The organism is Sphingomonas sp., from assembly GCF_019746665.1.
Taxonomy (GTDB): domain Bacteria; phylum Pseudomonadota; class Alphaproteobacteria; order Sphingomonadales; family Sphingomonadaceae; genus Sphingomonas.
Window position 1 is genome coordinate 354432 of the sequence record NZ_JAIERS010000005.1, and the last position, 19755, is coordinate 374186.

At 67.5% G+C, this 19755-nt stretch carries 30 protein-coding genes; 1 reads left to right on the plus strand and 29 read right to left on the minus strand.

All coding sequences use genetic code 11. The features are described 5' to 3' along the window. Positions 1 to 58: 58 nt before the first annotated feature. Entirely contained in the window at positions 59 to 856 is a 798-nt protein-coding gene (locus tag K2X73_RS04565; RefSeq protein ID WP_294108922.1) for a DNA adenine methylase, read from the minus strand. 165 nt (positions 857 to 1021) lie between these two features. Here K2X73_RS04565 and K2X73_RS04570 point away from each other — a divergent pair, with 165 nt between their 5' ends. Continuing rightward, a complete protein-coding gene (locus tag K2X73_RS04570; RefSeq protein ID WP_294108923.1) occupies positions 1022 to 1144 on the plus strand; it encodes a hypothetical protein in 123 nt (40 codons plus the stop codon). A gap of 55 nt (positions 1145 to 1199) precedes the next feature. On the opposite strand, the gene K2X73_RS04575 is transcribed toward K2X73_RS04570, so the two are convergent. The 28 genes from K2X73_RS04575 to K2X73_RS04710 all read right to left on the minus strand — a co-directional run bounded on the left by K2X73_RS04575 (position 1200) and on the right by K2X73_RS04710 (position 19633). Beyond that, entirely contained in the window at positions 1200 to 2777 is a 1578-nt protein-coding gene (locus K2X73_RS04575) for a hypothetical protein (protein ID WP_294108924.1), read from the minus strand. Then, entirely contained in the window at positions 2777 to 3472 is a 696-nt protein-coding gene (locus K2X73_RS04580) for a hypothetical protein (RefSeq protein WP_294108925.1), read from the minus strand. The genes K2X73_RS04575 and K2X73_RS04580 overlap by 1 nt, the downstream gene beginning before the upstream one ends. Continuing rightward, positions 3469 to 4008: a host-nuclease inhibitor Gam family protein gene (locus tag K2X73_RS04585; RefSeq protein WP_294108926.1), complete on the minus strand. Its 540-nt coding sequence runs from the start codon at positions 4006 to 4008 to the stop codon at positions 3469 to 3471. The genes K2X73_RS04580 and K2X73_RS04585 overlap by 4 nt, the downstream gene beginning before the upstream one ends. Positions 4009 to 4167: 159 nt before the next feature. After that, positions 4168 to 5385, minus strand: coding sequence for a phage minor head protein (locus K2X73_RS04590; protein ID WP_294108927.1), 1218 nt, complete (start codon positions 5383 to 5385; stop codon positions 4168 to 4170). Continuing rightward, positions 5378 to 5629: a hypothetical protein gene (locus K2X73_RS04595; protein WP_294108928.1), complete on the minus strand. Its 252-nt coding sequence runs from the start codon at positions 5627 to 5629 to the stop codon at positions 5378 to 5380. The genes K2X73_RS04590 and K2X73_RS04595 overlap by 8 nt, the downstream gene beginning before the upstream one ends. Then, entirely contained in the window at positions 5626 to 5841 is a 216-nt protein-coding gene (locus K2X73_RS04600; protein ID WP_294108929.1) for an ankyrin repeat domain-containing protein, read from the minus strand. The genes K2X73_RS04595 and K2X73_RS04600 overlap by 4 nt, the downstream gene beginning before the upstream one ends. After that, positions 5838 to 7859, minus strand: a complete 2022-nt coding sequence (locus K2X73_RS04605; RefSeq protein ID WP_294108930.1) for a DUF935 family protein — start codon at positions 7857 to 7859, stop codon at positions 5838 to 5840. The genes K2X73_RS04600 and K2X73_RS04605 overlap by 4 nt, the downstream gene beginning before the upstream one ends. Continuing rightward, positions 7859 to 9400 (minus strand): hypothetical protein, encoded by a 1542-nt coding sequence (locus K2X73_RS04610; protein ID WP_294108931.1) that lies wholly within the window; start codon positions 9398 to 9400, stop codon positions 7859 to 7861. The genes K2X73_RS04605 and K2X73_RS04610 overlap by 1 nt, the downstream gene beginning before the upstream one ends. Further along, the gene (locus K2X73_RS04615; RefSeq protein WP_294108932.1) at positions 9397 to 9777 is read right to left on the minus strand and encodes a hypothetical protein; all 381 of its coding nucleotides are present in this window, start codon (positions 9775 to 9777) and stop codon (positions 9397 to 9399) included. Before K2X73_RS04615 ends, K2X73_RS04610 begins: the two co-directional genes overlap by 4 nt. After that, positions 9777 to 10310 (minus strand): phage protein Gp27 family protein, encoded by a 534-nt coding sequence (locus K2X73_RS04620; protein WP_294108933.1) that lies wholly within the window; start codon positions 10308 to 10310, stop codon positions 9777 to 9779. Before K2X73_RS04620 ends, K2X73_RS04615 begins: the two co-directional genes overlap by 1 nt. Next, positions 10311 to 10601 (minus strand): hypothetical protein, encoded by a 291-nt coding sequence (locus K2X73_RS04625; RefSeq protein WP_294108934.1) that lies wholly within the window; start codon positions 10599 to 10601, stop codon positions 10311 to 10313. It abuts the gene before it with no gap. Then, positions 10598 to 11002, minus strand: coding sequence for a hypothetical protein (locus K2X73_RS04630; protein ID WP_294108935.1), 405 nt, complete (start codon positions 11000 to 11002; stop codon positions 10598 to 10600). The genes K2X73_RS04625 and K2X73_RS04630 overlap by 4 nt, the downstream gene beginning before the upstream one ends. A 42-nt stretch (positions 11003 to 11044) precedes the next feature. Then, positions 11045 to 11545: a hypothetical protein gene (locus K2X73_RS04635; RefSeq protein WP_294108936.1), complete on the minus strand. Its 501-nt coding sequence runs from the start codon at positions 11543 to 11545 to the stop codon at positions 11045 to 11047. Between the two features lie 3 nt (positions 11546 to 11548). After that, positions 11549 to 12238, minus strand: coding sequence for a regulatory protein GemA (locus K2X73_RS04640; RefSeq protein ID WP_294108937.1), 690 nt, complete (start codon positions 12236 to 12238; stop codon positions 11549 to 11551). Positions 12239 to 12395: 157 nt separating this feature from the next. Continuing rightward, on the minus strand, positions 12396 to 12878 hold the full coding sequence (locus tag K2X73_RS04645; RefSeq protein ID WP_294108938.1) for an ASCH domain-containing protein: 483 nt from the start codon (positions 12876 to 12878) through the stop codon (positions 12396 to 12398). Beyond that, positions 12878 to 13129, minus strand: a complete 252-nt coding sequence (locus K2X73_RS04650) for a hypothetical protein (protein WP_294108939.1) — start codon at positions 13127 to 13129, stop codon at positions 12878 to 12880. The genes K2X73_RS04645 and K2X73_RS04650 overlap by 1 nt, the downstream gene beginning before the upstream one ends. Continuing rightward, positions 13126 to 13425 carry a helix-turn-helix domain-containing protein gene (locus K2X73_RS04655; protein ID WP_294108940.1) on the minus strand — a complete coding sequence of 100 codons (300 nt, stop codon included), beginning with the start codon at positions 13423 to 13425 and terminating at the stop codon, positions 13126 to 13128. The genes K2X73_RS04650 and K2X73_RS04655 overlap by 4 nt, the downstream gene beginning before the upstream one ends. After that, complete coding sequence (locus tag K2X73_RS04660) at positions 13422 to 14390, minus strand: hypothetical protein (RefSeq protein WP_294108941.1); 969 nt, start codon at positions 14388 to 14390, stop codon at positions 13422 to 13424. The genes K2X73_RS04655 and K2X73_RS04660 overlap by 4 nt, the downstream gene beginning before the upstream one ends. Continuing rightward, positions 14383 to 14553, minus strand: coding sequence for a hypothetical protein (locus tag K2X73_RS04665; RefSeq protein WP_294108942.1), 171 nt, complete (start codon positions 14551 to 14553; stop codon positions 14383 to 14385). Before K2X73_RS04665 ends, K2X73_RS04660 begins: the two co-directional genes overlap by 8 nt. A 2-nt stretch (positions 14554 to 14555) precedes the next feature. Then, positions 14556 to 14747: a hypothetical protein gene (locus K2X73_RS04670; RefSeq protein WP_294108943.1), complete on the minus strand. Its 192-nt coding sequence runs from the start codon at positions 14745 to 14747 to the stop codon at positions 14556 to 14558. Further along, positions 14747 to 14998 carry a hypothetical protein gene (locus K2X73_RS04675; RefSeq protein WP_294108944.1) on the minus strand — a complete coding sequence of 84 codons (252 nt, stop codon included), beginning with the start codon at positions 14996 to 14998 and terminating at the stop codon, positions 14747 to 14749. Before K2X73_RS04675 ends, K2X73_RS04670 begins: the two co-directional genes overlap by 1 nt. Continuing rightward, the gene (locus K2X73_RS04680; RefSeq protein ID WP_294108945.1) at positions 14995 to 15318 is read right to left on the minus strand and encodes a hypothetical protein; all 324 of its coding nucleotides are present in this window, start codon (positions 15316 to 15318) and stop codon (positions 14995 to 14997) included. Before K2X73_RS04680 ends, K2X73_RS04675 begins: the two co-directional genes overlap by 4 nt. Beyond that, positions 15315 to 15602: a hypothetical protein gene (locus K2X73_RS04685; RefSeq protein WP_294108946.1), complete on the minus strand. Its 288-nt coding sequence runs from the start codon at positions 15600 to 15602 to the stop codon at positions 15315 to 15317. The genes K2X73_RS04680 and K2X73_RS04685 overlap by 4 nt, the downstream gene beginning before the upstream one ends. Before the next feature lie 3 nt (positions 15603 to 15605). Beyond that, a complete protein-coding gene (locus tag K2X73_RS04690) occupies positions 15606 to 15989 on the minus strand; it encodes a hypothetical protein (protein ID WP_294108947.1) in 384 nt (127 codons plus the stop codon). A gap of 2 nt (positions 15990 to 15991) precedes the next feature. After that, entirely contained in the window at positions 15992 to 16606 is a 615-nt protein-coding gene (locus K2X73_RS04695; protein ID WP_294108948.1) for a helix-turn-helix domain-containing protein, read from the minus strand. After that, positions 16606 to 17382: an ATP-binding protein gene (locus tag K2X73_RS04700; protein WP_294108949.1), complete on the minus strand. Its 777-nt coding sequence runs from the start codon at positions 17380 to 17382 to the stop codon at positions 16606 to 16608. Before K2X73_RS04700 ends, K2X73_RS04695 begins: the two co-directional genes overlap by 1 nt. Next, positions 17379 to 19190: a transposase gene (locus K2X73_RS04705; RefSeq protein ID WP_294108950.1), complete on the minus strand. Its 1812-nt coding sequence runs from the start codon at positions 19188 to 19190 to the stop codon at positions 17379 to 17381. Before K2X73_RS04705 ends, K2X73_RS04700 begins: the two co-directional genes overlap by 4 nt. Then, positions 19187 to 19633, minus strand: coding sequence for a hypothetical protein (locus tag K2X73_RS04710; protein WP_294108951.1), 447 nt, complete (start codon positions 19631 to 19633; stop codon positions 19187 to 19189). Before K2X73_RS04710 ends, K2X73_RS04705 begins: the two co-directional genes overlap by 4 nt. Positions 19634 to 19755: the final 122 nt, after the last annotated feature.

The following is a 19755-nucleotide window of genomic DNA, read 5'->3' on the forward strand; positions in this document are numbered from 1 at the left end:
CTCACCGGATGCTGTTCACACTTATCCTAATGCCGCAGAAAACCGCCGATTTTCGCGTCTAGCCGCTGATTATCAGCTCTTTTCCAACGGTGGCCGCACCGCTGATGCGATAGCTGATCTCGGCGGGCTCGATCGTCGCCCAGGCGAACAGCTCCCGCAGCTCGGGGCGATCGCCGACCGACAAAATGAAGCGCCCGCGCAGGCCTTGCAGCAGCGTTGCAAGGCGCTCGAAATCGGCCCGCTCGAATGGCGCGCCATAGTCGCGCTCGCAGCCCCAATACGGCGGATCGAGATAGAAGAGCGCGCCCGGCCGATCGTACCGCTGGACGAAGTCGGCATAGGGCAGAGCCTCGATCACCACCCCCTGCAGCCGATCGTGGATATCGTCGAGCATGGGGGCGAGCGTTGCCAGATTGAAGCGGCTGCGCGCGGTATCGACGCCGAAGTTGCGGCCCATAACCTTGCCACCGAAGGCGAGCCGCTGGAGGTAGAGAAAGCGCGCCGATCGCTCCAAATCGGTGAGCGTCGTCGGGTCCTGGCGCATCAGCCGATCGAACTCGGCACGGCTGGAGAGGCGCCATTTCAGTGTGTCGACAAAGGGCTGGTAATGACGCTGCAGGATGCGGAAAAGTGTTGACACATCTCCTGCCAAATCGTTGACCACTTCGAGCCTTGGTCGGCTCGATCGGCGCAGGAAAACGCCGCCCATCCCGACAAAAGGTTCGGCATAGAGATCGTGTGGAACACGCTCGATCATCGCGCATAGCCGGCGCGCCAGCGCGCGCTTGCCGCCCAAATAGGGCGCGATCGGCTTCACCGGTGAGACAGGCTGCAGCTCGGGAAAAACGTGGGGCATGGACTCCATTGGTTTGCACGCTCACAACAACCCCCGCCGCTGCCGGCGGTGGGGGGACTGAGCCCAGGGCGCGCCCGGGCGACGTGCGGGGCAGAAGCCCGCGGCTCGGCGCGTGCCAGCGCGCCGGCCCCCCTCGAAAGGGGGATGAAACCGATAGTGAGGACAATGCGGCGTGCCCTCCGTTTGCTCGAATATGTGGTGCTTGCCGCCGCGATCGCCGCGCAGCTCGCGTTGGGCGCCGGCTATGCATTGGCGTGGCTGCTGACCGCTGTTCGCGGCAACCTGTAGGATAGAACTTCATCGATTTGCCTGCAGCGCACATTCTCGAATTTCGCTTAAAAACTCACCGCATCACGCTGCTCTTGATCGCCGAGAAGCACGCCGCAGCGGTGCGTGCCATCGCCGAGCTGGGATGCAGCAAGTCCTGAGCCGCGATCTCGCGCACGGTGGCGCCCGAGGTTTGAGCCGAGGTGATCGCCGGAAACACGGTGACTGTGAAATTGCCACCCACCCCGCCGGAGACGTTCGTGACCGTCACCATCGCCGAGCCCGTGTTGCCCGCATTGATCGCCAGCGCGGCGCCGATCTCAGGCGCCAGCGGCAACGAGATGGTCGTGGCATTCGCGGCGGTCGACGCCGCCAGGGTGGTGCTGAACGTCTGATCAGTGCGCCACTTGCCGGCGCTGCCTCCGCCCGCGCCGCATCGCGTGCTGGTGTTGTCGAACCAATCCTCGATGAACACGAACTGATCGACCGGCGAAGGCAGGCCAGCCAGCGCGTTCTGGACTTGCTGGGTGAAGCCGCTCGGCCAGTCGTGGCTGGTGACAAAGCTCTGCCCCGCCGCCGTGGTGCCGGCGCTGTTGTCGGCGGTGGTGTAGGGGGTGAAGCCGAACTGGATGATGCGGGCCTGCGGGAACTTGGTACGCAGGAGGCCGAGCGCGGTGGTGATCCGCGTCTGCCACGTCGAGAGTGAGCCGGTCGCGTCGTTAAGGCCGATTTGACTCAAGATATGCGTGAACGGCACGTTGGGCAGCGCGTCGATCATCTGGAAGCGGCGGGTGAAATCGCTGGCCACCGTCACCTGGCGCGCGGCGGCCGAGGGCGCCGCCCATTTGGCAAAAGGAAAGCGGGTGGCGCCATTGGTGCTTAGGTCAAGCCCGCGCGCCAGCCAGCCCCGATTACCGCGATCGTCGGCGAAGGTCGCTGGCTCGCCGGTGCCGGTGGCGATCGAGTCACCGTAAACCAGCGCGACCGGGCGCCCGTCATATCCCTGGCAGGCCATCGCCGCCGCGCCGTAAGCGAACAAGCTGGTCGAGCCGGTATTGGCAACCGCGCCAGTGGCAACGTTGCTCGCAAGCGAGGTCGAGCTCGTCTGGAATGCCTCGCCCAGCGACGCATTCGGCTGGAACATCCCGAACATGCTGTTGGTCGCGACCTGCGCGGCCGTGGCGACGTTGTTGAGCAGCTTCGTGCGCGCTGCGAAGGTCACCGGGATCGGGTCCGACCAAATGCCGCCGCCGGCCGCGATCGTCGTCGACAAGCTGCCGCCGAAGGTAACGCTTATCGCCGGGCCACCGCCGACCTGGACGGTATCGCGCTCGATGGTGATCGGCTGCACGCCATCGAGCTCCTGGCTCAGCGACGTCGATCCCCGCATCATCCAGTTGGGATAATAGAGCCGGCAATTCCAGACCGGATAATCGGGCGTCCAAATGGCTTGGCGGCTCGCCTGGAACGCGTTGCCGCTTGTCGGCGTCCATAGCGACACCGATTGCCCCGTCTCCAAGCCCGTGCCGGCGAACATATAAGCCGAGGGCCCAAGCGGCTGGGTCGGCCGGTTGACAAGCTGCGCCAATACCGGGGGCGCACAGAGCGGCAGCGCGGCTAGCACGGCGACGATAAAACGGACGGAACGGATCATCAGCGCACCTGTGCAGCTAGGAAAGAATAAGAGACGGCGGTCTTGCTCGTGCAGCCCGCGCTCGACACGAAGAAGACGCCGCCCGAGCTCAGCGTAATGGGCGCGCCAATCGGATCGCGAAGCACGTCTCCGGCATTCAGATAGACGCAATACCGCACCAGCGATGGGGTGAGCGCGCCATCGGCGGGCACTGCGGTTGCATCATAGACGACGGCATATCCTGCGGCGCCCGCAGCGACGTTTAGCGAGATCAGCGCACCGCCCGACGCTTTGAGCACCGCGCCAGTACCGCTACCCGAAGAGACGATCGCAAATCCGCTAAGGCCGACCGTCCAGGTACCGGCTTGATTGACCCCACCGATGACGTTGGCGCCGGTGGGAATAGATCCATTCAGGTTGACCCAAAGCCGCCCGGTGTCATCGGTGAACAACCGCCGGAGCAAAGTGCCATCCCAGCCGGCGACCACACTGGCGTTGTCGGGCGGAGCCGACCCAGTCGTTCCAGTCGAGCTGGGGTCGCCACCCCCCCCCGAAAAGGTGCAGGGCTGGTACGCTGAGCCATTCCAGCACCGCAGCTGCACCGGCAATGGATTGGTGGAGGTGGTGGCGCCGCCGGCGCGATAATCGGGCGGAGTTTGGGCGATCGCCGGCGCGCCGGCAAGCAGCGCCAGGCACAGCATCAGCAGGCGGATCATGCGTCGGTCTCCTCGGTGGCGGTCTCCAGCGGGCGAAGGGCGATGAAGAATTCGTCCTTCGCCTCGGCGGCGAAGCCCATCTTGGCGAGATCGTGATCGTTGTTGCCCGTGATGGTGGCCACGATCCCGGGGCGATCGAGCTCGTACTTGATGCGCAGCCACCCAATCAGGCCCTTGCCCAGCATCGCCTGGATCAGCGCCTTCATGGTCAGCCCCTTGGGCATCTTCAGCGCTGGCGGAGAGCGGCGCACGCCGATCTCGACGCCCGCCAGCTCGGCCGAGCGGCGCTTGCCGGCGATCTCGGCGCCGGCGACGGCCCACCAGGTCTTCAGCGCGGCGAAGATCTGGCGCAGCTCGCTCTCCAGCGGCGCGAGTTGCTCGGCCTCGACTTTGCGGGCGTTGGCGATTGCCTCTTCCACCGCCGCCTTCACCCCATCGGCACGCGCGGCGAGGTGCTGGTAGCGCGCCAGCATTGCCTTGGCCTCTTCAAGCGTGGCGGGCGCGGCGAGCGCCGGCGCCTTGCGGCGTGCGGTCATCGAAGTGTCCTTTCCAGGGTTGTGCAGGGGCGTTGCATGGCGCGCGCGGACGGCTTATTTTGACGGCCGGCGCGCGTGACACGGTGAATCTTCCTGCCGTAGGACCGGGCTTCGCCCGGGATCGCATGCGAGGTGTGGGAAGCCCTCGCCGCGCGCCAACTAACCACGCGGCACCTCCCGATTTTTGCGCTGCAATCGCGCGACATCGGCGGCGTTCGTGTGGCGATAGCTCTGCAGATAGGTCTCGCGGCGATCCTTGGTGGCCTTGATCACCGCCACCAGCCAATCGTCCTCGGCGAGCTTGAACAGCAGCAGGCGCTGATCGTCCTCTTGCAGTACCAAGTCAGGCGCCGCGCCTACCTCGGGCAGGCGGCGATAATCGGCGATGGTAAGCTCGCCATGCCCCCGGCTACGCTTGGTCTCGCCCAGCTGCTTGCGATAGCTGTCGGCCGAAAAGAGCACGATGGGCGTGTCCGCCGCGATCGCCGCCTGCAGATCGGGAGCGAGCACCATCACTGGCACCACCGCGCCCGGCTCTTGCAGGGCTTCCAGGAAAGCGTCCGACTGGACGATATCGTTGAGTGTCGCGCGGGCGGCGGCCAGATCGAGCGGCGCGGCATTGGCCAGCGACGCCTGCGCCTTGCGCATGATCGCCGCCATGCTCGCCATGCCGGCATTGTACCCGAAGCCGGGGTCGATCCCCTTGGGCACCTGGATAACCTCGCCAGTGCCGGGGCGGATGAACGGCACTGGATCGAGCGCGGGGCGCGGGCTGACTTTCCACCCTTCGCGGTCCAGATCGCGTTGGCTGAGCTGGCGCACCGTGCAGCGGCAATACCAGCCGCAGGGCGGGTAATGGGTATCCCACCACGGGTCGTCGACGGGCAGGATGGTGCCGTGCCATTCGCGGTGGAGTGGGCGGGTGCGCCGGTCCCGCACCGCGACATAGCGCAGAAAGGGGCGCTCGCCCTTCAGCTCCTGGATGCGCTTCCAGCGCCCCGCCGCGCGGCTGACGCGCAGGTTCGTGTCGTAGATGGTGCGCAGCCGCGCGGGGCCGATATTCACGGCCTGGGCGGTACCGGTAAGGCCGGGATCGCTCACCGCGCCCCACCACCCTTTGGAGCGCAGATAGGGCTCCAGATTGGCGCGGAACTGCTCGAAAGTGCCGCCATTGGCGATCACGTCGGCGACCGCCGCCTGGATTTCCGCCAGAATGTCGAGATCGAGCAGTTTGGCGACGGTGAAGGAGCGGGCATGCTCGGCCTGCCACATGTCGGTCCAGTTGACCGTCGCGCGCAGCCGATCGCGCGCCTCGAACGCGCGCACCGTATCGACGGGCGGTAGCGTGATGACCTGGCGGATGCTGGGATTAGCCATGTTCGCTAGCGTCCAACATGGCCTGTAGCTTTTCGAGGTAGTTGCCGACCATCTCGATGAAGGCGCGTGCAGTGCCCTTCGTCATCTTCGGCGGGGGCGAGGCAATCCGCAGTACGCCCTCGGCGCCGCAGTCGATACAGACGATTACCAGCGCCTTATGGTCGCCCTGTTCGAGCACAAGCCGCGTCGCCTGCGCCTCCTCCAGCGCCAGATTCTTGATATCGTCGAAGCTCGGGTCAGTCATGCCGCCGCCTCGTTCATCGCCGCGTCCAGCACGGCGGCGATGTCCGCCTTTCCTTCGAACCGCGCCCAATCGGAGGCAGTGAAACCACCGGAATCCTTGCGATGGACGTCGGCGCCCGCCGCGATCAACGCTTTGACAGCCGCCAGGCCGTCGAGCTCAGCAACGGCGTGGAACAACGGCGTCCAACCGATCTCGTCCGGCTGCTCGATCATCCCTCACCCCCGTCATCGGTCAGCGCATCGAGGCGCAGCGCGAAGCCGGCACGCGCCAGGCTCTCGGTCAGCGCGGCCTGGTCGCCCAGCTCGGCCTCGCGGCGAAGGATGGCGAGCATGTCTTCGAAGCTGGTCGCGGCCTTCAGCTGATCGACCAGGCCGGCGATCGGCGCCGGCGCGGGCGCCCACCCCTCTTGCGCCATGATCGCGTCGACCGCTTCATCCACCACGTCGCGCGGGCGGGGCTCAGGCTCGGCGAGGCTGATTTCGGTGACGGTGCCCGACCAATCCTCCTCCAGCGCCTCGAAAATCTCGGGGCCGAGCACGATGCGGCCGGTATAGGGCTGCACCTTCGCCAGATCGACGCCATCGCCCTGGTAGGTCAGCGTGATGTGCGGCAGATATTGCGCGAAATCCCAGCTAGCGCCGCGTTCGCGGATCTGCTTGTTGCGGTAGGTCAGCGCCTCGCTCGCGAAGTGCAGCACGATCGCGCCCTGGTCGCCAAGCCGATCGACGACCCTTGGCCCGCCCGCCGGCAGTTCCAGCTTGTCGCTGAACAGGAACTCGTCGGCGACCTGGAACCAGTTCACTGGCTGGCGCGAATAGGCGATCGTCACGTGGAGATCGCCGGGGCTGACCAGCGAGGTGAAGCCCTGCTCTTTCGCCCAGCGCAGCAGCTCCTCCGCGTTTTGCACCCGGCGATAGACGTAAAGCGGGCGCGGATCGGTGGCGGCGAGGCTCACCACCGGCTGCGCCGACGGATCGGGCTGGGCCGGCTGCGCGGGATCGCCCGGCTGCGCGGCGGAAGTTGGCGCAGCGGGCGGGGGCACCGCCGGCGCAGGCGGCGGCTTACGCTCATAGCCATCGCCATATTTGTCCGCGAACGCCTCGTCGGTCAGCTCCCAACCGATGCGGGAGAGGATTTCGTCGGTTTCCGCCTCGGCCTTCAGATCGGTCGGCTCTTCCACCACGCGGACCACGCGCGGCGCTGCCACGTCCGGCCCGTAATGCGCGTCGGTCCACCAGCGCGCCGGGCCTTCGCTGAAGCTGTCGGTCAGCAGATCGGCGTCGGCCTTGACGATCTCCAGCTTCACGTCTGCATGGACCTCGGCCTGGCTGCGCGAGCTGCCGCTGTCCGTCGTCATCGTCTGGCTGAGGATGATCTTGGCGATCGCCCCGTCCATGTAGCGGCAGACGGCCCCGAAATCGGCGCCTTGCTTGGCCTGCTCGATCAGCTCGACCAGGAACCCCTCGGGCACGGCGATGCCGGTATCGGTCGCGATCGCCTGGATCGAGGCGAGCAGATCGTTGATCTGCGCCTTGGTAGCGCCGCGCGGATAGGTGCCCTTGACGGTGGGGACCGAGTATTTGTCGAGGAACACGTTCCAGAAGCGAACGCCGTTCCGCTTGAACCACACTGGCCAGTAGAGCCACTCTGCCAGGCCGCGGCCATAGGGGTGATCGTCATCGGTGCCGCCCGATTTCACGACCCAAAACTTGCGATCGGGCAACGGCTCGCCCTTGATGCCCGAGGCCGTCGTCAGCAGCCGCAGCTGGTCATCCTGGTCGAACCGGAAGCGGCGCGCATGGCGCACATGGATGCGGCGCCAGTCCCAGTCATCGTTCCACAGCAGCTCGGCGACGGCATAGCCGTAGAAGACGCTGTAGAGCATCTTCTCGGTCACCCGGTCCCAGCCGATCGCGCTGATCACGTCGGTGAAGCGCTCGGCGGCTTCCACCGATCGCGGGTCTTGTTCGTCGCCCGGCAACACGTGCCAATCGCGCGACACGACGGCGCCGATGCGCTGGGCGAGGCAGGACTTTACCTGATCGTCGAGCAGCACCCGATCATAAGGGCCCCAATCGGCCGGCCCCCACAGCCGCTGATCGAGCGGTTGCTTCAGCTCGCCAATCCAGGGCTGCGTGATATCGCGGCCATTCGCGGTGGTCGCGATCGGCTGGGCCAGCTCGGCCGGCAGCGGCATGGCGGGGGCGGTGGTGCGAGGCTTGCGGGCCATTACCAGCCTCCCCGCGCGCCGAAGCCTTCGACCCGACGCACCGTGCCGAAGCCGGTATAGGTGGTCGCGAAATCACCGCCGCCGCTACGCGGGGTGCCCACGGCCGAGAACTCGATCGGGATCACGTCCATATCGGCGGCGGCGACCAGGTTCATCAACGCGATCGCGAAGTCGCCGTGGCGCTTGCCCTTCGCCCCGTCTTCCTTGTCGGCGACGCGGTCGACCACCATCGGCACGCCCTTCACCAGCTTGATCAGCCGCAAATCCTCGACGATCGCGTCGCTGCGCGGGATGCGGATCGTCTGATCGTCGAACCGGCCTTTCAGGCGCGGCATATGGGTGAGGTAGGTGTTGGCGTTGTCCATCGCGGCCTCGATCCGATCGGCGCCCCAATCCTCCTGCATCTGCTCGGCGAGCTGCTGGCCGTTGCCGCGGGCGTCCATGCGGGCGGCGGAGAAGAGCGGGACGGCGCGCACCAGAAAATCGAGCACCTGTTTCTGTTCGCGGAAGGGCACGTTGCGCATTTCGATGCCGAGCCGGCAGTGCAGCGTCGTCATTGGGTCGATCTGGCCGACCGCGATGCACGAAAGGTCGCTCGATCGCGCGAAATCCTGCCCGATAAAGCTGCGGCGGTAGGGATCGAAGCCGGTCAGCGCCGGCGCCACCACATCGCGCAGCCAATCGGCGGTATAGGTGGCGCGCCACTCCAACGGCTTGCGCTCGAACCCGTCGGGCGGGGTAAAGCGATGCACGGGATATTCAGGCGCCATGCACGCCTCGATCGTCGCGCGCGCCAGGAAGGTGCCCGACCCGCGCGCGGGGATCACGTCCAGCTCCTCGTTCGCCGCCTCGCCGTAGGTCGAGCGTAGATCAGCTTCCCACGCCGCCTCGCCCTCGGCTGACCAGCTCTTGCCGGTGCGCAGGCAGATGCGCCGGTAGAGGCCTTCCTCCAGCGCCCGCTCCAGGGTGATGCGATGCACCACGCCTTTGCGCTTCTTGGCCCGGATTTCCTCGATCAGCTCGTTGAAGGGATTGTCGGCGCCGTCATGGGTGGAGATCACCGCGACCCGCCCGCCCCACATCAGCAGGGCGAGCGCCGCCTTCAGCAGCTCGGCGAGATCGTCATGGAAGGCGGCTTCGTCGATGATGACGACGCCCTGGCGACCGCGCAGCGAGCGCGGTTTGCTGGTGAGCGCGACGACGGCATGGCCCGAGGGGAAATCGACCCGGAAGGCCTTGATGCCGGCCTCGGACCCGTCATCATACAGAAACTCGCTTTCATGGGCGACCTGGTCGAAGGCCTTCGCGAAATCGGCGCAATAGCCAATGAATTCGCGCGTCATGTCCAGGTTGAAAGCGATATAGAAAACGTCCGAGCCGCGCGCATCGGCGGCGGTCAACACCGCGTCGGCGGCAAAGCCATAGGTCAGGCCAGTGCGGCGGCTTTTCTCGCAAACGAACAGCTGGTGCTCGTGCGCGAGGCGTAGCGCTTCCTGCTGGTAGGGCAGCAGCACATTGGGGGTGTCGGCCGCGCCGCTCACCGCTTCCCCTTTCGGCTGTGCCCGGCGTCGAACCAGGCCATCTGCCCGGCGGCGATGCGCTCGATGATGCCGAGAAGCGCGGCCTCGCCGGTCACGCCATCCCGCGTCACGAAATCGACATGGGGCGTGGGCTGGCCGGTATCGGCGGGCCGAGGGTGGTTGGAGATGCGGATCATCCACACGCCCTCGGCCGTGCGGAGGTGGAGATAGCGCGAGCAGCTGACCGTGCAGCGGCTCGCCTCGATCGAGGCCGGCATGCCGAGCCGGCGCGCTACATCGAGCGCTCGCACCGCCATGCGCTCATGCGCACCGGGCTTCGCCTCGCCGGTACCGGCGAATGCCATGCTCATGGTGCGATCGGGGTACACGCGCTGCATCAGGCGAGCCCCAGGATCGAGCGCTTGACCAGATCGATCGTCTCGGCCGAGGCACCACCCTTGCGGGCAGCGTCGGCGCCGGCCTCGGCCGCGCGCTTTCGTTCTTCCTCCCGCACCGCCCGCTCCCGCTCCACGTCGAGCTTGGCGGCGCCCACCGTGTCCTTCACGGCGCGGGCCAGGAAGTGCAGTTCCTTGGCGTCGATGCCCTCGGGATCGTCCTCGGCCGAGGCGACGGGCATGATCGCCCGGGTGATGACGCTGGTGAGCAGCTGCACCATCATCCGGCCCTGGCGATCGTCGGCCGAGCCGAATTCCTGGCCGAACGCCTCCGCCACGGTGCGCATCTCGCGCTGCTGGCGCGCCAGCTCGGCATAGCGCTTGCTGTAGCGGCCGACGGCCGATCGGCTGGCGTCGGCGCCCAGGCCCTTCAGCAGATCGACGATCGCGTCGATCGTCGCGCCGCGCTTGATCGCCTGGTCGACCTCGGCGCGGACGCGCGGATCGAGTTGCTCGATGCTGGAGCGCCGGCCCATTCAGGCCCCCGTCTTGTGGCGCGAGACGCCGTCGATCCGTAGCGTGCCCGCCGCCACGTCGCGGCCGTCGGGCGTGATCTCGGCGACCAGATACGGCCCCAGCTCTTCCAGCTCGACCAGCCCGCGCTCGCCGAGCCATTGAAGTAGCTCGCGCACGTCGCGGCGCGCGACGCGGTGGGCGAGCGCGTTCAGCTGCAGGGTGAGGACATCGTCATTATGCTCGCCGCCGACATCGTCGAGGAAGTCGAGCACCGCGCGGCGGACGACGGGGGCGATAACCTCGCTGATCATCGGCGCATCCCCTGTTCGATGATCGCCTGCAGATAATCATTGAGGGTGCCCAGCTGCTTGGAGAGCGAATCGAACTCGCGATCGATGCGCAGGCTGTTGGAGCGCATCTCCGCCTCGACGCTGGAAAGGCGCTGCAACACCGTGCTGAGCCGCTCGTCCAGCTCGTGGCGGGTGGGCGGTTCCTTCAGATGCTGGGTGAGGAGCTTGATCTCGCGATCATGGGCTTCGATGGCCTCGTCGCGTTTTGCGTCGCGCTCGCGATCGGCCTCGGCATGGAGCTTGTGCTCGGCGCGGGTGACGAAGCGGCTGTTGAGCAACAGGCTCGCCACCATCACCATGAAGGCTGCGACCCCTGTGAGGATCGGCCAGCCATATTTGATGTAGTCCGCCCAGATACCCAAAACCCACCTCGCGCGCGCGTGAATGGGTGGACCTTGGGCGGGTTAGCTGGGGATGATGCCCGTCTCTGAGCTGACGGTCTGGAACATATCGATCTGCCGGGGATCGACGGGTTTCATCCGGCGACGGCGCGGCAGGCCGGCGCGGTCGCCCTCTTCGAGCAGCGCATGGATGCGCGTGCGGCTGACGCGCAAAATCCGGCCGGCGTCGGCGACTGTCAACAGGCCATCGCGCACCTGGCCAAGTATCGGCTGCGCCTTCGCGCGCCAGATGGCATCGCGGCCGGTGGGCAGATCGAGCTTTTCGCCGTGGAAAGCCTCCTGAAAGGCCTTTGCCGCCGCCTCGCCGATCACCTCGGCGAATCGGTCCCGCCGGCTGGCGCGGCTGATGCGGAAATGCTCGCCGCCAAAGCGCTCGAGCAGTTTTAGCGTGGCATGGGCGCCGATATGATCGGCGATCTCCACCATCAGCGGCGACCAGCCGGTGCCGATCGTCACCTCGGCCGGAATGGGCAGCTCGTCGAATCGGGGCAGATCGCCAGCCATCGCTCAGCGCTCGCTCTTGCCGGCGGCGCGGCGCACGGCCTTGCCGACGTGGCGGATGGCCAGATCGAGCGTCTTGGCGCCCCATTTGGCCGGGTCTGGCTGGTCGCCGAGCAGCGGGCCGACATTCATCCCCAGCCCGCGCGCGTCGGCGAGGCGCGGCGCGCCGGCCTGGTCGCATCGCTTGCGCCACAGCGCATCGAGCACGGCGCGGCGCTCGCCGCGCGCATCGGCATCGGCCGCGACCGGGGGCCAGGCCACGCCCTCGCGCGCGCACCAGGCTTTCAGCGCCTCGATCACGCTCGCCGCCTGGGGCGCGCCGAGGAAGCGGAGCGCATTGCGCCCCGTCTGTCGCTTGACGAAAGCATTGAGCGCGCGCTCGCCCGGATCGTCGATCGCGCCCAGCCAATAGAGCGACCACCACAAGGCGCGGATCTTCGCGACATGCGGCCGGTGCGCCATCGGCGCCGCCCGGCCCCGGTTGAGCTGATCGAGCACGCGGCCGATCTCGGCCGGCGTCATGTCGCCCAGGCTGGCCTTGCCGGTGACTTCCAGCTGCAGCGCGCGGCGATCGTCATCCTCGATCCCCTGCGCCTTACACGCGGCGCGGACGGCGCGGATCAAGCCGGTTCGGCTCTCCGACTTGCCCTCGGCGGTGCGCAGCGTCCGCTGCGCGATCTGACCGAGGGATTTCATGCCGCCGCACTCACGATGTAGCCGAGCGAGACCTCGACCCAGTGACCAGGGTTGTGGCGTACGTGATTGTGCGCCCAAGCCAGTGCGTTGCGCGCCGACACGGACTTGCCGCAGGTGAAGCAGCCGGCGGTGTGGTGAATGAGGCTTTGCCGAGCGCTCATAGCCCCGCCTCCGCCGGCGTCGGCCAATTCCACAGTCCCTGCGCGCCGCGCATCCTGATCGGCTGTTCCCACCGCTCGATTTCGAGCATCGGCCAGCCCCAATTGGCGTGCTGATCGCGGTCGCTATCATTCGCGCGCGGGACGCCGAATTCCTCCGCGATGTCGATTCCGTTGCGCGGCTCGCCGACGATCGCGGTGCCGAGGCCGCACGCGAGCGGGTAGTCCAGCCATGATCGCCCGGCGAGCAGCGGGATAGCCTTCTCGCTAATCAGGCATGTTTCGGCCGCCGTTGCTCCGCCTTGCTGGAGCGCGCGCAGCAGGCGCACACATTCTGAGTGATTTACTTCGCGCGCGGCGGCGTGGATCACGATCCGCTGGCCGATGATCGAACGTGGCACGTGCCAACTGCGGAATTCGAAGGGCTTGCATCCCTCGATCACCAGCGAAGCCCAGGGCTGCCAAAGGGTGAGCGCTTTCATCACAGCACCCCCACCGCCCAGAGGATCACTGCCCAGGTCGCGACCCCGGCCAGAGGCAGGGCGACCCAGACCGCAACCAGCAGGCGCGGGCGGCGGTGGAGCCAGTGTTCGCCGCGCAGCTCCCATTCGGGCGCCCAAAAGGGATAGTGCGGCTCGGGCAGCGCGATCGGCGGGTGCTTGTCGCCCGTGCGGTGGACGCGGTTCCAATGCTCGCGACCCTGGCGGGGCGCGGGGGGCAGGTGGTGGATCATAAGTCCTCCCTGATCTGGTCGACCAGCTGGTCGAGGGTGGTGGCGAAGTCAGGCTCGGCGGCGCGGCGACGGTCGACACGGTTGAGCGCGGCGATGATGGTGCTGTGATCGCGGTTGAGCGTCCGGCTGATCGGCGTCGAGCCTTGGCCGGTGATCCAGCGGATCACCCAAGCCGCGACCGAGCGCGCCTCGGCGGCGCGGGTATGGCGCGCCGGCCCGAACATCTCGGCGATGGAAACGCCCCGTGCGGCGGCGACGCGTTCGGCGATCATCCGGGAACGCTCGGCGAGCGTCATGCGGCGAGCGCCTCGCGAAGGCGGGCCAGCCTCGCCTCGGCGGCCTCGGCGCGGGCGATCGCTTCGCCCAGCGCTTCTACGTCCGCCGCCTTGTCCGCGCGGCGCTTGATCTCGGCCAGCAGCGCGTCGAGCGCGATGCTCCCCAGCGGCAGCGGCGCCGGCTCGATCGGATCGACCGGCCGGCACTCGCGGGAGCCGTCGGCATGGGCGTGGGGATCGGCCGGCTCGGCCAGCGCTCGCTCGATGAAGATCAGGGCGGCCTTGCCGAGCGGCAGGTCCTGTTCGTCGGCCAGCTGCTGGACGGCCGCGTAAACGTCGGCCGGCGCGGGGACGGTGATCGGCTTGGCGCCGGATGCGTATGAAACCACGGTCTTCTCCTCTTGCTCAGATTGGGGGGGGGTAATGTTCGGGAACGGCACCTCGGTCGGCGCCGGATCGGGTTCGGGAGAGGCTTCGAGCACCGGCGGGGTCCGGCTAACCTCTCCCCTCGCGTCATCCTGGCCCGACCGGATTGTCTCACCGGCAGGCGACGCGAGCTCGGGCGCCGGGATGACCGGCGCGGATTGCAATTTGGGCAGCGGCGGCGGCGCGCTGTCACCGTCCTCGCGCCAGCCCTTGGCGCGGGCGAAGTCGAGCAGCTGTTCCGCCGTGTAGAGCTTGCTGCCCACGACGATCTGGCCTTTGGGGCCGTTCGCTACCTCGGCTGCGTAGATCGGCACGCGCAGCAGCTTCGTGAGGTAGGTCTTTGCGCGCTCCAGCGGATCAGTCCGGCGCCGCTCGTCCTCGGCCTGGCGCTCAAGCTCGGCGCGGGCGGCGAACCCGAAGCCGGATTTGCGTTGCGCCTGTCCGGCGGTGCTGAGAGCGGCGCGCAAGCGCATGGCCGCGCCGACCTTCGCCGGATCATAGACCCAGTCGCGCGACCGATGGGCGTAATCCTCCGCCCAGGAGCGGAAACCCTCAGCCACGGCGCCGCGCCTCCAGGTCGATCACGTTGTCGGCGGCGGGCGCCTTGCGGCGCCGGGGCAGCGCGGCGATCGCCGCCGCCACCGCGTCGGGGCTAGGGGCGTCCGCGCCTGGCGCGCGCACATTCTGCGTAGGGCCGAAATAGCCGATATAGGTGAGCTTCATGATTACCTCTGCCACCAGGGGAGCGTGGGCTCGGTCTGTTCGAATTGGTCGCCGCCGGGTTGGCGGCGCTGGTCGCTGCGCTGTTTGATGAGCAGCCGCCGGGCCTGGCGGAGCGAGCAGCCAAGCCGGACCGCGAGGGCGAATGCCTCGCGGTGCCGCCGCCGATCGCGCAGCCGGGCCTCGGCGCTGGCCATCACGCGAAGCTCTCGCCCGTGGCCGCGATCGCGCGGACCAGCTGCTCGCTGGCTGCGCGCGCCGCTTCTTCCCAGGCGCGGTCCGTTGATCGATGACGGTAGATCTCAACCGTCTTCTTCACGGTGCTGACCATCAACCCGGTTTCACGCGCGATGCCCTCGATCGAGCGGCCGGCGTCCCACAGGTCCATGATCAACAGCTCGCTGGCGAACATGCCGTGGCCGGCGGGGCGCCCGGTGCGAATGGTCATTGGACCGACCTCTGGGCGCGCTCCTCAGCGAGGATGGCGGCGCGCAGCTCGGACACCTTGGCTTCGAGCGCGTCGAGCTGCTTAAGCGTGAACACCGCGTAAGAAGCCGTCCCGTGGCTATCGACGTGCCCCAACATGGCAGTGAAACCGTGGAGCTCGGGCGGCAAATGATCGGTGTCGATCGCGCGATGAACGCCGACAAACGCGCCTACCAAGCCTGGAGACAAGCCGAGCTGTTCGCGGGTGCAAGGGCTGCAAACGAGCGTGCGCATAGAGCCGAGAAGCGCGATCTGGCTCATTTTCTTGGGGAAAAAGCTCATTGAGCCGCCTCCCCGCCAAGCTTTGCCTGGCGCCGCGCCGCCTGGGCGAGGCCGGCGAGGTTGGCGACGCCCTTTTCGACGCCGACGCACAGATCCTCGATCACCATGCGGGCGATCACGTCGCCGCGATGCTCGGCCTTGGCCTGCTCGCACACGGCAGCGAGATCGCGGCGGAGGATTTCGAGTTCGGTTCGGCCCCAATTCTCGCGGCCAGCGATCGCCGCGCTGGCGCGCACGATCAGGTCCTGCAGCTGGGTTGCAACGGGCGTGCTTGTAGTGGTCATCGGTCAAGCCTCCTGGTCGGTGTTGTGGGTGCAGTTCGGGCAGGTGTCGGCGAACTTGCGGGTGCGCCAATCGATGAGCGGGCCTTTGCGGCGGCGGTGGCGCAGGCAGGTGCGCAGCGCGATTTCCGCGCCGCTGACCGGGCACAGCACGGTGTCGGCCGAGTAGGCGGCGCGCACTTTGCGCTCGATCTCGGCATAATCGCCGGGATAGACGTGGCGGAGCACCTTGCTGACGGTGCCGCTCGATTGACCAATGCGGTCGCCGGCTTCGCGCTGGTTGGTCTTGTCGCAGGCCAGGGCGAGCAGCCGCACCCATTCCGGGAGTGGATCGCCCCAGGCGGCGATGGCCTTGGCGAGATTTTCGCCGATGTTAGGGTTACCAAACATGGTTAACCCTCCCCCCCGGCGCGGGGCCGGCGCCGGCTGGGGCGTGCGTGGCTGGCGATCAGCTCGATTTTCTTGCCCGTGTTGCCGTCGATCAGCCAGCGGCGGGCGGTGCCGTCGCGCTCGGAGCGAGTGATGCGTGGCGGCTTGGGGCCGGTGTCGCGCACCAGCCGATAGCGGGCGATCTGGCCGGTCCCCTCGCGGGTGAGATAGCCAGCGCGGAACAACGCAAGCAGGAACTCGTCGGTGGTGCGCCGGCCTACGCCTTCGCAGCCAAGCATCAGCGTCGGCCGATCGAACCGCTTGACGATGCGCATGAAACGCCACAGCCGCTCGGTCTGGGTGCGCCGGCGCGGCTTTAGCCGGCCTTGCTTGCCGACCTGGGGCGGGGTGTTGGTGTTCGCGGCGGCGGCAATGGCCTCCGGCTTCAGGGCATAGCGCATCGGTCTCCCCATGATGCGTTCGACAAGGCCGGCCCGGCGCCAGAAGAGCAGCCGCACATGCACGGCCTGGCGCGTGACGCGGATCGCGGCGGCGAGCTCATCGCTGGTCATCGGCCGCGCTGCGCGGGTCATCAGACGCCAGAGCGGCTGCTGGACGGGATTGGGCGCGGCGCGCATCAGGCGGCTGCCTGTTGCTGCCGGCGAGTTTGCACCTGGCCGCTCTGGATCGGCAGATCGCCCCAGTCGGCGAGCGTCATCGTCGACTTCTGGCGCTTGAGCGCTTCGCCCTCGGCCTCGATGAGGTTGTTCGCGATGTATCGTGTGACGCCGTTGCAGGCGGTAACGATGGCCGCGACCAGATCTTCGGCGATATGCGCCTGCTGGCAATAATGGTCGCGCAGAACCAGGGCATCGGGCAGCGAGCAGGGCTGTGCCGGCATGTGGACACGGATGCGGTTGTGAAAACGCTGACGACGCTGGAGCTTGGCGGGCAGGCTTTCCTCACCCACCAGCAGGAACGGTACCTTGGTTTCATCATAGATGGTGCGGATCAGCTCGATCCACTTGCAGTGTTCGACCTGATCGAACTCGTCGATCACAACCGGCCGGCGATAGCTGTTCAGCGCGCTGATGATCTGCCCCAGGCGATCCGCTGCCGTGCGCTCCAGGTGTTCGATTCCCAGCTCGCGGGCGAGCAGCTTGAGCATGACACCCGGCGTCCAGGTGCGGTTGGCGGTCAGAAAGACGCCGTCATACTTGTCGCAGGTGTAGGCGGCGGCCATCGTCTTGCCCCAGCCCGAATAGCCGTAGAGCACGCCCATGCGTTCGACGCCTTCGCGCGGATCATCGAGCCGGACCATTGCCTCCATCGCGAGGCGCATGTTGGTCAGTTGTGCCGGCGCCTTGGGCGGCGCGGGCGAAATAGGGGTCGCAGGGGGCACAAGGTCGTTCACCGGGCCTGTCTCCATTGGCTGTTTTGGTTGGCGATGCGGGGGCGCTCGAAAGCGCCGGAAAGGATCTTCTCGGCCCGGTATTCCGCGCTCTTCGAGTAGGCGCGGGCCTGGGCGAGCAGCGTCGGATCGACTTCGATGCCGGCGGCGGCATCGCTCAGCAGCTGATCGGTTTGCGCCACTCGCTCGCGCACGCTGGCGGTGCTCGGCGCAACGGCTTCGCGGCGGCGCGGGGCTGGCACCGGCATCGCAGGGGGCGCCACGTCCGCCGCCATGCTGGCGATCGCCGGGGTGGTGTGCGGCGCGGTGCGCGGCGGCAGCGTGTGAAGCTTGCCCGCGGCCTCGGCATCGCGGCGCAGCACCGCATCGCGCATATCGTCAAAGCGGAACTCGCGTTGCTTCGCGCGAAGCTCCGCCTGCTGCGCCTTGATCCAGGCCGCTTGCTGGCGCCGGGCCTCCATTGCGAAATCGCGTTCGGAGAAGCCGGCACGTTCGTGGTTGAGCGCGGTGCAGATGAACTCGCCCGTGCTCGCGAAAACGAACAGTTCGCCCAGTTCGTCCTCGTCGCGGCGCAGGATGACGCGCTGGCCCATCCAGGCAGCGAGCGGTTCGGCCCAATAGCTGCCGCGCTTCCACTGGACGCCCTTCTTCGTGACCGTGCCGTGGCCGACATAGGCGCTGAGCGCGCGACGCAGCGTGTCGGTATCGGGTGCGCGGCGGCTGGCGATCGGCGAGGCTAGAAAGCGCGCGATCGGCGCCTCGCCCGTCATCGAATGGACGCGCTGACCGTAGGTGCCCTCAACCCAGTTATCGATGATTGTCTGCAGCTCGGCCGAGCTGATCGCGGCAACGATCTCGGCGCGGCCGGTCTTCCGGCGGGCGGCGGCGCGCAGCTTTTGCGCCTGGGCGACATTGTGCCCGACAAAGCCGCCGAGCAGCGAGGCGCGCTCTCGCGTGAACGTGCCGAACAGCCGTTCGACATGCGGTTTCAGATCGGGGCGGGCGGGCGGCAGATCGTCAAGCTCGATGCCGAGGCTGGGCAGGCCCGTCTTCATCGTGGCGTTGACGAAGCCGGAGCCCTGGTCGGTACGCAGGATCTCGGGGACCACGCCCCACGCACTGATCGTGGCCAGTAGCGTTGCTCGTGCCGATCGCGCGCTTTCCGATTCGACCACGAGATACTTCGCGCGCCGCGAATAGACGTCGACGATGCCAAGAATCGACCTGCGGCCATCGGTGCAGACCACGTCGGCCTTGGTGGTATCGATTTCCCAGATGTGATTGGCGTGGGTCGCCTCTGCATCGGCGCGGCCCAACGAGACGCGGTATTTGCCGCGATAAAGATCGGGATCGCGGTTATAGGCGAGCAGCGCGGGCTTGCTGGCCTCGATCGCGGCGATCCGTCGGCGCAGCGTGCGGTCGCTGGGCAAGGGGATGCCAGGAAAGCGGGCGGCGATCAGCTCGTAGATCCGCGAGGCTGAAAGCTGCTGCTCCGCGAGCAGCACTTCGACCGCGTCGGCCACCTGGGGGTTCGCCGACCAGTAGTCACTGCCCTTGGGCCGTCCGCGCCCGCGCTGGGGCTGCGCGTCGTTCGCCGCCGCCTGGCGCCGCGCGAGATCGGCGCGCGCCCCCTCGGGCAGCTCGGCGACCGCGAACCAAAACCCGCCGCCAGGCCCTGGTCGATCGACCCTATGCCACCCGGCCTTACCCGCGAGCAGCAGCACGCCGCGCTTGGTGGCGGGCAACCCGGCGAGCCGGAGCTGGGCGATCTCGGCGGCGGAGAGATGAGTGCGGGCGAGCAGATGGTTCACTGCAGCGCCTCGATCGCGGTGATGTGCGCGTCGACATGCGCGAGCAGGCGACCGCGAATGTCCTTGCCGACCGGCAGCGCGTCGACCGCGATGCGGAAGGCGTGCGCGGTCATGAGGATCTGGTCGACCTCGGCAGTACCCCGCTTAACCCATGAAGGCTGATCGGAAAGCGCTAGCGGCAGCTCAGGATGGTCTTCCCCGACCAGCTGAACAACCGCGCCCTGAATGTCCTTCGCGCAAAGGTGCAATTTGTCGCAGGCTTGAAAGATGTCGAATTTGACACCCGTGACCCGCGCCGCAAGATCGTGCCCCTCATTCCAATAGGAGAAGCGCTCTCGGACCGGCAACTTGGGGTCAATTTCCATGAGCCGCTGGTCAATCGCAGCGACTAGTTTGCGGCGCGCCTTCCCAGCGGTGGACAGGACTAATCCATCGAAGCTCATTGCGGGTTGCCTCCCGCACGCTGTGGGGGATAGGGCTTGCGCTGGCGCCCGTCGTTCCGCTGCTTCGGAGACGGCGCGCTATGAGGGAGGGCACCGATGACCGAACCAACAGCACGCTCGAC